Source organism: Corallococcus sp. M7, assembly GCF_054512695.1.
This window is the reverse complement of sequence record NZ_CM137252.1, coordinates 8667864-8681464: the sequence shown is the minus strand read 5'-3', so window position 1 is coordinate 8681464 and position 13601 is coordinate 8667864. Positions and strand designations below refer to the sequence as shown.

The 13601-nt window shown below is 70.7% G+C and carries 10 protein-coding genes; 4 read left to right on the top strand and 6 right to left on the bottom strand.

What is annotated here, in order from left to right:
* Positions 1–19: 19 nt before the first annotated feature.
* The 3 genes from ACX114_RS34840 (at position 20) to ACX114_RS34830 (ending at position 4348) form a co-directional block, all read left to right on the top strand.
* Positions 20–2824 (top strand): hypothetical protein, encoded by a 2805-nt coding sequence (locus ACX114_RS34840; protein WP_459291648.1) that lies wholly within the window; start codon positions 20–22, stop codon positions 2822–2824.
* A 190-nt stretch (positions 2825–3014) separates the two neighbouring features.
* The gene (locus ACX114_RS34835) at positions 3015–3584 is read left to right on the top strand and encodes a PadR family transcriptional regulator (protein ID WP_459291647.1); all 570 of its coding nucleotides are present in this window, start codon (positions 3015–3017) and stop codon (positions 3582–3584) included.
* The gene (locus tag ACX114_RS34830) at positions 3581–4348 is read left to right on the top strand and encodes a siderophore-interacting protein (protein WP_459291646.1); all 768 of its coding nucleotides are present in this window, start codon (positions 3581–3583) and stop codon (positions 4346–4348) included. Before ACX114_RS34835 ends, ACX114_RS34830 begins: the two co-directional genes overlap by 4 nt.
* Before the next feature lie 3 nt (positions 4349–4351).
* Here ACX114_RS34830 and ACX114_RS34825 read toward each other — a convergent pair whose 3' ends face one another.
* Together ACX114_RS34825 and ACX114_RS34820 are read right to left on the bottom strand one after the other, a co-directional pair.
* Positions 4352–6157 carry a hypothetical protein gene (locus tag ACX114_RS34825; RefSeq protein WP_459291645.1) on the bottom strand — a complete coding sequence of 602 codons (1806 nt, stop codon included), beginning with the start codon at positions 6155–6157 and terminating at the stop codon, positions 4352–4354.
* 13 nt (positions 6158–6170) lie between these two features.
* Complete coding sequence (locus ACX114_RS34820) at positions 6171–6509, bottom strand: hypothetical protein (protein WP_459291644.1); 339 nt, start codon at positions 6507–6509, stop codon at positions 6171–6173.
* Between the two features lie 154 nt (positions 6510–6663).
* Between ACX114_RS34820 and ACX114_RS34815 the strand changes: the two genes are divergently transcribed.
* Complete coding sequence (locus tag ACX114_RS34815) at positions 6664–8067, top strand: FAD-binding oxidoreductase (RefSeq protein ID WP_459291643.1); 1404 nt, start codon at positions 6664–6666, stop codon at positions 8065–8067.
* On the opposite strand, the gene serA is transcribed toward ACX114_RS34815, so the two are convergent.
* From serA to ACX114_RS34795, 4 genes are all read right to left on the bottom strand, one after another.
* Positions 8064–9317 carry a phosphoglycerate dehydrogenase gene (gene serA, locus ACX114_RS34810; protein ID WP_459291642.1) on the bottom strand — a complete coding sequence of 418 codons (1254 nt, stop codon included), beginning with the start codon at positions 9315–9317 and terminating at the stop codon, positions 8064–8066. The genes ACX114_RS34815 and serA overlap by 4 nt on opposite strands.
* An 11-nt stretch (positions 9318–9328) precedes the next feature.
* Complete coding sequence (locus tag ACX114_RS34805) at positions 9329–10993, bottom strand: sensor histidine kinase (protein ID WP_459291641.1); 1665 nt, start codon at positions 10991–10993, stop codon at positions 9329–9331.
* Between the two features lie 174 nt (positions 10994–11167).
* On the bottom strand, positions 11168–12829 hold the full coding sequence (locus tag ACX114_RS34800; protein ID WP_459291640.1) for a trypsin-like peptidase domain-containing protein: 1662 nt from the start codon (positions 12827–12829) through the stop codon (positions 11168–11170).
* A gap of 127 nt (positions 12830–12956) precedes the next feature.
* Positions 12957–13334 (bottom strand): STAS/SEC14 domain-containing protein, encoded by a 378-nt coding sequence (locus ACX114_RS34795; RefSeq protein ID WP_459291639.1) that lies wholly within the window; start codon positions 13332–13334, stop codon positions 12957–12959.
* Between the last annotated feature and the right edge of the window lie 267 nt (positions 13335–13601).

The window sequence follows — 13601 nt, the reverse complement described above, 5'->3', positions numbered from 1 at the left end:
CTTTCCCCGAGAGACATCCATGAAAGCCAGACACCCGGCGGTGCGCCGTGCCTTCCAGCGCACCGCGTCCGCGGCGACGCTGCTGTTGGGCCTCGCCATGGGCAGCCCGTCGCAGGCGCAGCACTTCACCGTCTTTGAAAGTGGCCAGGTGCGTCCCCTGGCCCTGTCTCCCAACGGCCAGTGGCTCTATGCCGTCAACACGCCGGACAACCGGTTGGAGATCTTCCAGGTGGGAACCAGCGGCCTCACCCACAAGGGCTCCGTGCCCGTGGGCCTGGAGCCCGTGGCCGTCGCCGCTCGCACCAACAACGAGGTCTGGGTGGTCAACCACCTGTCCGACAGCGTCAGCGTCGTGAAGGTGGACACGAACGGGCAGGGCGGCAGCGTGACGCGCACGCTGCTCGTGGGCGACGAGCCCCGTGACATCGTCTTCGCCGGCACCGGCAAGAAGCGCGCGTTCATCACCGCCGCGCACCGTGGCCAGAACGCCGGGTTCGACCCGCAACTCACCACGCCGGGCGTGGGCCGCGCGGACGTCTGGGTGTTCGACTCGGAGAACCTGGGCACGACGCTGGGTGGCACGCCGCTCACCCGGCTCACGCTGTTCGGTGACACGCCTCGCGCGCTCGCGGCCACGCCGGACGGCAGCCGGGTGTACGCGGCCGCGTTCCACTCCGGCAACCGCACCACCGTGGTGCATGAGAGCCTGGTGCCCAACGGCGGCGAGTCCGTGGGCGGCGTCCCCGGCCCCAACGTCAACCACCAGGGCATCCCCGCCCCGGAGGTCTCCGTCATCGTGAAGTACAACGGCGAGGACTGGGTGGACGTGCTCAACCGCCCGTGGACCGATTACGTCCGCTTCTCCCTGCCGGACAAGGACGTCTTCGCCATCTCCGCCAACGCCAACCCGCCCGTGCAGGTGTCCGGCGCCGCGGGCACCTACGCCGGCGTGGGCACCATCCTGTTCAACATGGCCGTCAACCCGGTGAGCGGGAAGGTCTACGTGAGCAACACCGAGGCGCGAAACGACCTGCGCTTCGAGGGCCCCGGCACCCTGACGGGCAACACCCTGCGCGGTCACCTGCACGAGAGCCGCATCACCGTGCTCGGCGGCCCCAGCGCCCCCTCCGTCACGCCCCGCCACCTCAACACGCACATCAACTACGCGGCCTGCTGCGCGGCCACGCCCAACGCGGAGAGTGAGAAGAGCCTCGCGCAGCCCACGGGCATGGCCGTGACGTCCGACGGCGCCACGCTCTGGGTCGCCGCGTTCGGTTCGTCGAAGCTGGGCGTGTACGCCACGTCCCAGTTGGAGTCCGGCACCTTCACGCCCTCCACCGCGAACCAGGTCGCGCTGACGGGCGGCGGCCCCACCGGCCTGGTGCTGGATGAGGCCCGGGGACGCCTCTACGTGCTTACCCGCTTCGACAACGCCATCTCCGTCGTCAACACCGCGACGAAGACGGAGGTCGCGCACCTGCCCATGTTCAACCCGGAGCCGGTCAGCGTGGTGCAGGGCCGCCCGTTCCTCTACGACGCGCGCAACAGCTCCAGCCACGGCGACTCGTCCTGCGGCAGTTGCCACATCTTCGGTGACTTCGACAGCACCACCTGGGACCTGGGCAACCCGGACGGTGACGTGAAGGCGAGCTACAACCCCATCGTGCCGGTGCTGCCGGAGTTCGGCACCGACCCCACCTTCGGTCAGGACACGTCCTTCCACCCGATGAAGGGCCCCCTGTCCACGCAGAGCCTGCGCGGCATGGCCAACCAGGGCCCCATGCACTGGCGTGGAGACCGCACCGGCGGCGACAGCGCGCCCAGCGTGCAGCCCAACAGCGGCACCTTCGACGAGGTCGCGGCCTTCAAGCAGTTCAACCCCGCGTTCAAGGACCTGCTGGGCCGCAGCTCGCAGTTGACGGAAGTGGAGATGCAGAAGTTCTCCGACTTCATCCTCCAGGTCGTCTACCCGCCCAACCCCATCCGCAAGCTGGACAACTCGCTCACGGCTTCGCAGGCGGCGGGCAAGGACTTCTTCACGAACACGACCAGCTTCTTCCCGGGCTCGTGCGAGTCCTGCCACCGCGTGGACGTGAACGCGAACCCGGGCGAGGGCCCCTTCAAGGGCTTCTTCGGCACGGATGGCCGCAGCTCCTTCGACGCGGAGCCGCTGTTCCCCAAGGTCCCGCACCTGCGGAACATGTACCAGAAGGTCGGCATGTTCGGCGCCGCGTTCCCCTTCGGCAACACGCCGGCGGATCCGTTCCTGGGTGACCAGGTGCGCGGCACGGGCTTCAACAGCGACGGCGCCATCCCCACGCTGTTCCTCTTCAACAGCGGCTTCGACTTCCACCCCATCTTCAACCAGGTGGGCATCCCGGACACGCCCGCGGGCTTCCAGGCGAAGAAGGACATGGAGGAATACATGTTCGCCTTCGAGACCAACCTGGCGCCCATCGTGGGCCAGCAGGTGACGCTCACCGCGACCAACGCGGCGGTGGTGGGAACGCGCATCGACCTCTTGATGGCGCGCGCGGACGCGGGCGAGTGCGACCTGGTGGCCAAGGGCCGCGCGGGCACGTACGAGATGGGCTTCCGCTACCTGGGCAGCGGGCAGTTCAAGGCGGACCGCGCGGCGCTGCCGCTGGTGCCGTCCGTGTCGCTGCGCTCGGGCGTGGCCGCGAACCAGGGCGTGCTGACGTACACCTGCGCGCCGCCGGGCTCCGGCCAGCGCGTGGGCATCGACCGGGACCTGGACGGCTTCCTGGACGGGGATGAGCGGACCGCGGGCACCAACCCCGCGGACCCCGCCAGCCACCCGTAACGGCGGCTCCAGCGGTCAGAAGCGGAAGACACTCGGCGGCCCGGGCACCTGTTGCCCGGGCCGCTTGTCTTTTCGGGGGGTTGGAGCAGGCGGGCGGGCCTGGCGGCTCAAATCGGGTTGCGCCAGATAATGCTGAGATATATCTCAGACCCATCTGGAAGATATCTTGAACCCCCTGAAAGGACGCGACATGCGCGGCAGACACGGAAGAGACCGGGGTGACCCGGAGCACTGGCATCACCATGAGCGTGGGGAGGGCCACCGGGGACGGCATGGCGGCCCTGGCGGCGGGCGGCACCGGATGTTCGAGGGCGGCGAGCTGCGGCTCGTCCTGCTCCACCTCATCAACGAGGAGCCCCGGCACGGGTACGACCTGATCCGTGCCATCGAGGGCTTGAGCCGGGGCGTGTACGCGCCGAGTCCCGGGGTCATCTACCCCACGCTTACCCTGCTCAAGGACATGGAGCTGGTGGGCGAGCCGGACACGACGGACACGCAGCGCAAGCTCTTCGCCATCACGGCGCAGGGCAAGGCGCTGCTCGCGGAGAACGCGAAGACGGTGGAGGGCCTGCTGCGGCGGCTGGGCGAGGCCGGAGAGCTTCGCGAGCGCACGGACGCGGCTCCCGTTCGTCGCGCGATGCAGAACCTGAAGAGCGTGCTGTTCGACACGCTGTCGCCCGGCGTCGACAAGAAGGTCGTGCTCGACGTGGCGGCGTTGATCGACGAGGCCGCGCAGAAGATCGAGAGGCTCCGCTCATGAGCACCCAGGAGCTGCATCAAATCGTTCGCGTGCGCCACGAGCTGCGGCGGCGCAGGCTGGTGGTCAGCGGCGTGGAGTCCGTGACGCCTCGCATGCGGCGCATCCACTTCGCGTCGCCGGACCTGGCGGACTTCCACAGCCCGTCGCCGGATGACCACATCAAGCTGTTCTTCCCTCAGGCGGGGGAGCAGGTGATGCGCGACTTCACGCCTCGCGCCTACGACAACCGGGGCCAGACGCTGACCATCGACTTCGCGCTGCACGGCTCCGGCCCCGCGACGGAGTGGGCGGCCGGGGCGAAGGTCGGCTCCACGCTGGAGATCGGCGGACCGAAGGGCTCGCAGCTCGTGCCGGATGACTTCGACTGGTACCTGCTGGTGGGTGATGAGAGCGCGCTGCCGGCGCTCGGCCGCCGGGTGGAGCTGCTGCGTCCGGGTGTGCCCGTGACGACCGTGGCCGTGGTCGCGAACGCGTCCGAGCAGCAGACCTTCGTCACGAAGGCCTCCTGGCACCCGACCTGGGTGGTGCGCGGAGAGCCGGGGCTGGGGGACGGCGCGCTGCTGCGGCACGAGCTGGCGAAGTTCACGCCTCCGCCAGGAGATGGCTTCGTGTGGCTGGCGGGCGAGGCGGAGTGGGTGCGCGAGCTGCGGACCTACGTCATCGAGGAGCGCGGCCACCCCGCGGAGTGGGTCAAGGCCGCGTCCTACTGGCACCGCAACGGTGAGGACGGCCACGAAGGTCCTGGCCGTCATCGCCCGGCGTAGGGACTACAGGTCCAGGATGAGGCTCAGCTCCTCCTCCGCGGCCTCGTCCGTCTGGACGGTGGCGTCGTTGTCATCCGAGTCATCCCCGTACTTCGACCAGCCGGCGACCGCCGACGCGCCGAGGCACATCATCTCCCGGGGCGTGGCCCCGACGCCGTCACCGTCCTGGTCGCGGTAGAGGTAGCTCCACCGGTAGCGGGCGATGTCCGCGTCGTCGCAGTCATTGCCCACGGCCTTGAGGAAGTAGGGCGCGGGCAACGCCTTCCCCGAGCAGATGCGCTGCGCGGAGATGGGCGCGGTGACGCCGTCCTTGTCGTGGTCCGCGTGGAGGGCCACCAACTCCTGCCAGCGCGTGGCGTCCTCCGTGGCGCAGTCCGTGCCACGGTCGGACCAGGGGGCGGGCACCTTCCCGTTGGTGCAGAGGACCGTTGATGCTCCCGCGCCCACGCCGTCCCCGTCCGTGTCCGCGAAGGCCGTCACGTTCCGGTACGCGGCGGCGTTCGTGTCGTCGCAGTCCTCGCCGGACAGCGGCTTCGTGCCGTAGCCGGCGGGCAGGGCCGTGCCCGAGCACAGCTCACCGCTCTGGGCCACGGTGTACGTGTCGCCGTCGGCGTCGCGGTGGGTGAAGCCCAGCATCCGCCATGCGGAGGCGTCCTGGGGCGCGCAGTCCGTGGCCTGCGTGGCGTATCCGGCGGGCAGGGTCATCCCGGCGCAGACGGTGGCGGCCGCGCCGGAACCCACGCGGTCCCCATCCTCGTCCGCGTAGACGCTCCAGGCGAAGAACCGCGCCGCGTCCTTGTCGTCGCAGTCGTCGTCGCGCTCCGCGGAGGAGTAGCCCTGGGGCAACCAGAAGCCGCTGCACACCGCGCCCGCCGAGCGGGAGAAGCGCCCGTCGCCGTCCTCATCCCGCGAGGCGTAATACAGGTCCCGCCAGCGGGTGCCGTCACCCGGCGCGCAGTCCCCGCCCTGGAAGGTCTCTCCCGGAGCGGACTCCCAAGGACCCACGCAGCGGAGCACCGGCGCCCCGTCGCCGTAGCCGTCCCCGTCTGGATCCAACCAGCGCTCGACCCGGACCGTGCGGCGGGCGTCGCGGTCGTCGCAGTCCTCCGGGTCGGACACCGTGTCGTAGCCCGGCGGCAACTGCTCGCCCGAGCACACCGTGCCCGCCATCGCCACGGCGAAGCCGTCCGCGTCCGCGTCCCGGGACGTGAAGGGGAGCATCCTCCAGCGGCTCGTGTCCCCGGGCGCGCAGTCGCCCTCGATGAGCGCGTACCCCGAGGGCGGCGGACGCCCCCGGCTCGGGCACCAGTCGATGGCCATCCCCGCGCCCACGCCGTCTCCGTCCGCGTCCGCCCACACTGCGGACAGGGCGGAGACCTCCGCATCCCCGTCATCGCAGTCCGGCGCGCCCGGCTGCTCCCGGTAGCCGGCGACCGTGGCCCCCACGCAGACCGTCAACGGCCCAGGGCCCGTGGCCCCATCGTTGTCCAGGTCCGGGTACAGGCCTGGCACCAGGCGCCAGCGGGTGGCATCCCCAGGCGCGCAGTCGCCCGCCTGCTGTGTCCATCCCTTCGTCGTGTCGCCCACGCAGGTGACGGGCGCGGCCGTGTCGCCGAAGCCGTCGCCGTCCGTGTCCGCCCAGCCCGTGACGGACCGCCACACGGTGGGGTTGGAGTCATCGCAGTCCAGCTCCGCCGGATGGCCGTCCCCGTCCAGGTCCCGGGGACCCACGCTGCCGCCACCGCAGCCCAGCTGGAGTCCCAGGGCGAGCCACACCCATGCCCGCATCATGCGCACCCGCGTCTTCATGGACGGATCCGGGCTACAGACGGGTCAACGTACAGACCGGGTGGTAGTTGAAGTACTCCTGGAAGTAGCTGAAGTGGAAGCGCCCGGGCCGGGTCATGGTCAGCAGGGCCAGCCGGTCACACCGCTCCGCGTCCGGGAAGCCGCTTGAATAAGGGGCGAAACGGATGGTGCGGGGCGCGCTCTCTCCCTGGAGGACGCCGGTGACGACGAAGTGGTTGGTGCCGGTCGTATAGGCATCCACGCTCGTGAAGACGTAGGCCACGCCGTAGGTGGCGTCCTCCGGCTCCGCGAAGGCCGAAGCCGGGGCAAGGGTCATGGCAGCCAGCAGGGCGAGTGCGCGGAGCGACGACATGGGGTTCCTCGGGAGAAAGGGCCGCGACGGGGGCGCGGCGTCCGAGCCCTATACGGAGAGGCCTGGAACCCTTGGCTCTTTTCCAGTCCGGCATGCGTCGGGAGCCGTGCACCGGGCTTGTCAGGCCCCAGGGGCTGCAATACGCCTTGGACCCATGTCCACCGCCGCGCTGCCCGCCGACTTCCTCCGCGCCATCGCCGAGTCCTTCCCCGCCGACTTCCTCACCCGGGAGCCCGCGGAGCTCCAGGAGTACGGCCGCGACTGGACGCGCGTATACGCCCCCGCTCCGGGTGCGGTGGCCTTTCCTCGCACCACGGACGAGGTGGCTCGCTTCGTGGCGCTGTGCCACCAGCACCGCATTGCCATCGTGCCCTCCGGCGGGCGCACGGGCCTGGCGGGCGGGGCGGTGGCCATGCACGGCGAGGTGGTGCTGTCGCTCCAGCGGATGACGCGCATGGAGCCCGTGGACCTGTTGGGCAACACCGTGCGCGTGCAGGCCGGCGCGGTGACGGAGGCCGTGCACCAGCACTGCGCGCCGCACGGGCTCACCTGGCCGGTGGACTTCGCGTCCAAGGGCAGCAGCACGGTGGGCGGCAACATCGCCACCAACGCGGGCGGCGTGAAGGTCATCCGCTACGGCCTCACCCGGCAGTGGGTGCTGGGCCTCCAGGTGGTGACGGCGCAGGGGCAGGTGCTGGAGCTCAACGGCGCGCTGGAGAAGAACAACACCGGCGCGGACCTGCGCCAGCTCTTCATCGGCAGCGAGGGCACGCTGGGCATCATCACGGAGGCCACGCTCAAGCTGACGCGGCTGCCCGGCAAGCAGGACGTCTTCCTCTTCGCGGTGCCGGACGTGGCCGCCGTGCTGCGGCTGTTCCGCGACGCGCGCCAGGCGCCCCTGGTGCTCTCCGCCTACGAGTTCTTCACCGACAAGTGCCTGGCCCGCGTGCAGCGCCACCGCAAGCTGCGCTCACCCTTCGAGGCCCCCAGCGGCTGCTACGTCCTCCTGGAGTCCGAGGGCGGCGACCCGGCGGCGGTGGAGGCGTGGCTCGGCTCGCTCTTCGAGCGCGGGCTCGTCACCGACGGCACCCAGGCGCAAGGAGCGGCGCAGGCGCAGGAGCTGTGGTCGCTGCGCGAGTCCATCAGCGAGAGCCTCTCCGCCACGGGCGTGCTGCACAAGAACGACATCTCCTTGCCGGTGGCGAACCTGGAGGCGTTCTGCGCGGAGCTGGATGCCGTGTTCGCCAGCCGCTACCCGGGCTGGGAGATCTGCCTCTTCGGCCACATCGGTGACGGCAACCTGCACGTCAACGTGATGAAGCCGGACGCGGTGGAGAAGGCGGACTTCTTCGCCCACGCGAAGCAGTCCGACCACGCCATGTTCGACCTCGTGCGCAAGCACGGCGGCAGCATCTCCGCCGAGCACGGCATCGGCCTGCTCAAGAAGGACTACCTGGACTACACGCGCGCGCCCGGGGAGATGGAGCTCTTGCGCACCCTCAAGCGCGCGCTGGACCCCGCGGGCATCCTCAACCCGGGGAAGATTTTGGACGTCTAGGACACGATGCGCGTCTTGATGTCCGTCTCCAGCCCGGCGATGGCCTCGCACACCTGGCGGGACACGTCCTGGTCCAGGTCCATCACCAGGTAGCCCACGTTCGCGTCCGTGCTCAGCACCTGCGCGTGGATGTTGGCGTTCAGGTCGGACACGATGCGGTTGATGTCGCGGAGCACGCCCGGCGTGTTGCGGTGCACGTTGATGATGCGGTGGGTGCCCGGGTTGATGGGCGCCTCCACGTTGGGGAAGTTCACCGCGCCCGTCGTCGCGCCGCCCTTCACGAACTTGAGCAGCGACGTGGCCACCTCCTTGCCAATGGACGCCTGCGCCTCCTCCGTGGACCCGCCGATGTGCGGCGTGAGCACCACGTTGGGCAGCCCCTGAAGCTCCGTCACGAAGCCGTCCGAGTTGCCCTCCGGCTCCTCCGGGTACACGTCCACCGCCGCGCCGCCCAGGTGCTTGGAGCGCAGCGCCTGCGCGAGCGCCGGGATGTCCACCACCGTGCCGCGGCTGGCGTTGATGAGGCACGCGCCCGGCTTCATGGCGGCCAGCTGCTCCTGTCCCATCATCAGGTGCGTGGAGGCCAGCGCCGGCACGTGCAGCGTCACGAAGTCGGACTCCGCCAGGAGCGCGTTCAGCGTGGGCACCGACCGCGAGTTGCCCAGGGGCAGCTTCGTCATCACGTCGTAGTAGAGGACGCGCATGCCCAGCGCCTCCGCCAGCACGCCCAGCTGCGAGCCAATGTGCCCGTAGCCGATGATGCCCAGCGTCTTGCCGCGCACCTCGTGGCTGCCCGTGGCCACCTTGCGCCACTGCCCCGCGTGCACCTCGCGGCTGCGGTCGAAGAGCTGGCGCGTGAGCACCACCACCTCCGCCAGCACCATCTCCGCCACGCTGCGCGTGTTGCTGAACGGCGCGTTGAACACCGGCACGCCGTGCACGCTGGAGGCGAGCAGATCAATCTGGTTGGTGCCGATGCAGAAGGCGCCAATCGCCAGCAGGTCGTCCGCGTACTTCAGCGACTCCTCCGGCACCGTCGTCTTGCTGCGGATGCCCAGGAGGTGCACGCCCTTGAGCCGCTCCGCCAGGTCCTCGGGCTTGAGCGCCGCGGACAGCCGCTCCACCTCGAAGCCCTCCGCCTTCAGCATCTCCTGGGCCGAGGCGTGGATGTTTTCCAGCAGCAGGACTCGCAGCGGACCCTCGTTGTTCACGGGGCGGCGGGGCGACGGCGGGAAGCGGGGTGTGCTCATGCCGCCTTGCGTTAGACCTCGCCCTCCAAGGTGTCAAGGGCCGGGTGGGCGGGGGAGGACTCCGGCAAGGTAAAGGTGAACGTCGTCCCTGCTCCTTCGTCGCTGTCCACCCAAAGATGGCCCCCGTGGGCAGTGACGATGCCGCAGGCGATGTAGAGCCCCAGGCCGCTGCCCTGGTGGGCGGTGTCGCGCGCCTGCCAGTGGCGTTGGAAGAGCCGGGCCTGGTGGGCCTTGGGGATGCCGGGGCCGGTGTCGCGCACGCTCACGCGCACGGTTCCCGCGTCCTGCGTGGTGCTCACCGTCACGGTGCCTCCGGGAGGGGTGAACTTGACGGCGTTGCCCAGCAGGTTGGCCAGCACCTGGAGGATGCGCGGGCGGTCGCAGAAGGCGCTCAGCCCCCGGGCGAGCCGGTGCTCCAGGCGGACGCCCTTGTCCTGGGCCTGGGGCTCCACCATCGCCAGCGCCTCGCGGGCGAGCGGCTCCACGGCCTCGGGGTGGCGGTCCATCATGAGCAGTTGCCCCGCGTCCAGCCGCGCGGCGTCCAGCAGCCGGGTGATGAGGTCCTGCATGTGCGCCGCCGCCCGGTCGATGGCGGCCACCTGCCGCTGGAGCGCCGCCCCTCCCTCCAGGGTGTCCAGCCGCCGCGTGAGCAGGCCCGTCCCCATCCGCACCGTGGAGAGCGGGTTCTTGAGGTCGTGGGACACGACGGCCAGCACGTCCTCTCGCGCGCGGGAGGCCGCCACCGCCTCCGAGTAGAGCCGCGCGTTCTCCTCCGCCAACCGCCGCTGGGTCCGCGCGTCCTCGCGGGTGCGCTCCTCGGCCCGCAGCTGCTCGGCGTGCAGGGCGTTGAGGCGCGTGGCCGCGCGCCAGACCACCCAGGTCAGCACCGCCGCCTGGGTCATCTCCAGCAGCGACCAGGCGAGGCGGGGATCCACCCGGGTGTGGCGCAGCATCTGGTTCGCGACCACGCCGCCCACCAGGGGCACGAGCAGCGCGGGCAGCAGCCGCCGGGCCATGATGCCGCCCGCGCCCGTGTGCAGGAACGCCCCCACCACGCCCCGCCGTGGACGCAGGAGCAGCGCTCCCAGGGACAGCAGCAGCAGGGCCACGTCGGTGTGCAGCGCGATGCCGATGCCCCCCCGGCCGGAGAACCAGTAGAACCGAGGCTCCTGGAACGAGTAGGCCACCAGCACGCTGAAGGACAGGAACAGGGCCCCCAGCGCCATCCCCTGGGAGGCCCGCGCCCCCCACCGGCTCCGGGCATCCCGGAGCGCCAGGGCCAGGCCGAGCAGCAGCAGCAGCGACGCGGATTGCGGTGACGTGCGCCCGCCCAGCGCCTGGAAGAGGGCGTCCCAGCGAGCGGAGTCCCCCACGTAGGTGCTCAGCAGCAGCACGCTCCACAGCGCGACCGTCAGGGCCATGAGCACGCCCATCCGCCGCGCCGCGGCCCGCCGTCCTCCCAGCGCCAGCTCCGCGCCCGCGGTGAGCATCAGGGCGGACGCCGTCAGGGGGACCATCTCCGGCAGGCCGGGGACGAGCTGCGTCAGCGTCAGGCTCCCCACCGCCCACCCCAGGAGCACCGCCGCGCTCAGTACGAGCGTCAGCCCCGCCAGGGCGGATGACAGCCGGCATGCCCGGCGCCAGAGCTCCAGTTGTCGGGCGTCCGGTGGTTCCACGCGTTCAAGTTAAGGCGGCGGTTGTTCCCCGCCTGCGCGAGGCCCGTACCTCCTCCACCTGTCTTTCCTGCCTGCCTTCCTGGTGGGGCGGCGGGGAGCCGGAAAGACACCGGGCCCGCCACCCCCCACGGTGGGGAGGGACGGGCCCGGAAGGAAGACAGAAGAAGCGGGAGGCTACTGGAGGGTCCAGGCCAGCGTGCCGCTGCACGCATCGCTTCCGAAGCAGCCCACGCGAATCTGGTAGCTGCCGCCCGCGCTCGCCGGCGCGGTGTAGGTCGCGCGGGACAGCGAGCCGCAGCCGGCGGCGTCGTCGTTGAACGTCACCTGCTGGCCGGCGGCGTTGAACAGGCGCACCACCGTGTCACCCGTGCCCGTCGCGCTCCCCACGCCGCAGCTGCCGAAGGTCAGCGTCTGGCCGGGGGCCACGTCCACGCTCACGTTCTGGGTGTTGCGCGTGGCGTTGTTGGTGTCGCTGACGTTGAAGGCCTGGGTGCCGCCCGTGGGCGTGGTCGTGCCGCCCGAGACGATCTCCCAGGCCACCGTGCCGGCGCAGGAGCCGGCCTGGTAGCAGCCGGCGCGGACCTCGTAGGTGCCCGCGACGCTGGCCGTGTAGGAAATCCTGGAGCCGTAGCCGCTGCCGCAGCCGTCGTCGTTGGAGGCGACCTCCGTGCCGGACGGGCCGCGCAGGCGCAGGAAGGAGTCACCGCTGGTGAGGGCCGCGCCGGTGACGCCGCAGGTGCCCACGGTGAGCTTGTCGCCGGCCTTGAGCGTCACCGTGCCGTTGAGGGTGTTGCGCGTGGCGCTGGCGGTGTTGGCCGCGGTGAAGTCGTACTTCGTCGCCGGGGGCGGCGTGGTGTTGCACAGCCGCACGCTGGTGTTGGCCGCGCAGAACGCGGAGATGGCCTGGTTCACGTAGATGATGCCCTCGCCGCCGCAGGCAGTCTCCTGGCAGACGTTGACCTCGTTGCAGCCCGCGCCGGAGCGGGGGACGTAGTCCTCGTCGCCGAACACCAGGATGCCCGCCACGGTGTTGTTGACCGTCTCGTACACGCCGGAGCCGGAGTTACCCGAGAAGGTGTCCGTGGTGGCGATGAAGTAGTCCTTGAACGACGCGTTGTTCTCACGCACGGAGCCGCCCGAGTCGATCTTGAACGGGATGCCGCTGCCGCTGCCGATGACGGCCACGTTCTGGCCCACCGCCAGCGCGTCGTTGCCCGGGCGGATGGGGGCGGGCGTGAAGCGCGGCGCCGCCGAGCGGTCCAGCCGCAGGATGGCGAAGTCCACGTAGCGGTCGCCGTTCTCCACCAGCTTGCGCGTCACGATGCTCTTGCAGGAGAAGATGTCCTGGCTGGTGAGGGTCTCCAGCGTGTTCTCCGCCGTCTTGTAGAACTTGAAGACGAAGCGCGTGTCACGGCAGTCCGCCGCCGTCTCCACGCAGTGGCCCGCGGTCAGCACCAGGTCATCGTCGATGAGCGTGCCCGAGCAGAAGGCCGGCGCCGGGTCGTTCCGGAAGCGCTGGTCCGTGCAGAGGTTCTCCCAGTCGTCCAGCGTCACGTCGCTCAGCACGACGTTGTTCGGGTTGGAGTCGTCGATGTCCTCCGGGAACAGCAGCGCCACGGTGGACTGCTGGGCCCGCTCCCGCAGGGCCGCGCTGGGGTGCGCGTAGACGTCGAAGCGGTCGTCGGTGCCGTAGACGACCGGCGCGCTGGACTCGTTCAGCGCGGGCTGCTGCTCCGGAGAACCGGACTCGGGGGCCGGCCCGCAGGCCAGGGCGGTGAGGGTGCAGAACAGGGTGCCGAGCAGCTTCGCGCGGCGGGCGGGGGCGGACACGGACATGCGGGGTGACTCCTGACGGGTACGGCGACAGATACAGCGAAGAAAGGGGGTGTCACTGGAAGACGTAGACGGACCCGTGCGGTCGCATGGAAGGACCGGGGGGAGGGGATGTCAGGGGTTCTGCTGCTCAGTCCGCGTCGGGGGCTTCGAGCCAGGACAGGGCCTCGGAGCGGGTCTCGAAGGTCTTCGCGGGGATGGTGAGGCCGGCGTTCTTGGTCATGCGCCACGCCTGCAGGCCGCTGCCGGGGTCGCTCACCACGCGCGCGGAGCGCTTCATGCCGCGCTGCTGGGCGTACGCGTTCAGCCGGGCCATCTCCCCCACCACCGTGGCGGGCATCACGCGCAGCCGGGACTGGTCCACCAGCGCGGACCACTCCGCGCCCCCGCGGGCGGTGATGTCCTTCTTCAGTTGCTCGACGTACTCGGTCACGTCCTTCGGCGTCACTTCCGACGGATAGATGATCTCGATGATGTCGTGGGGCAGGTGGGCGATTTCAATCTTCATGCGCGGCTTGCGGCTCTCTTCCAGGCGGGGCGCGCCATCCTAACCGCAGTGCCTGTCGCCGGATACCGCGCCCCCCGCAAACCCCCGCCCGGGGCGGGGATTGTCGGACCTTGCGGGTAGAACCGTGCCCGGAGGGCCCCGCGGACCCGGGGCGTCACGCCACGTGCGGCCGGTATGGGCCGGGCGGTGCAGGGGGACCGGCCGGCTGGCCGGAGCGGGACCTGGCGAAAGGCGGAGGCTCGGGAAGTGGATGACCCCTGCTCCCAG

Excerpts from the sequence above, each read along its gene's own strand:
- ACX114_RS34840 (WP_459291648.1), top strand. The coding sequence starts at position 20 with ATGAAAGCCAGACACCCGGCGGTGCGCCGTGCCTTCCAGCGCACCGCG.
- ACX114_RS34835 (WP_459291647.1), top strand. The coding sequence starts at position 3,015 with ATGCGCGGCAGACACGGAAGAGACCGGGGTGACCCGGAGCACTGGCAT.
- ACX114_RS34830 (WP_459291646.1), top strand. The coding sequence starts at position 3,581 with ATGAGCACCCAGGAGCTGCATCAAATCGTTCGCGTGCGCCACGAGCTG.
- ACX114_RS34825 (WP_459291645.1), bottom strand. The coding sequence starts at position 6,157 with ATGAAGACGCGGGTGCGCATGATGCGGGCATGGGTGTGGCTCGCCCTG.
- ACX114_RS34820 (WP_459291644.1), bottom strand. The coding sequence starts at position 6,509 with ATGTCGTCGCTCCGCGCACTCGCCCTGCTGGCTGCCATGACCCTTGCC.
- ACX114_RS34815 (WP_459291643.1), top strand. The coding sequence starts at position 6,664 with ATGTCCACCGCCGCGCTGCCCGCCGACTTCCTCCGCGCCATCGCCGAG.
- serA (WP_459291642.1), bottom strand. The coding sequence starts at position 9,317 with ATGAGCACACCCCGCTTCCCGCCGTCGCCCCGCCGCCCCGTGAACAAC.
- ACX114_RS34800 (WP_459291640.1), bottom strand. The coding sequence starts at position 12,829 with ATGTCCGTGTCCGCCCCCGCCCGCCGCGCGAAGCTGCTCGGCACCCTG.
- ACX114_RS34795 (WP_459291639.1), bottom strand. The coding sequence starts at position 13,334 with ATGAAGATTGAAATCGCCCACCTGCCCCACGACATCATCGAGATCATC.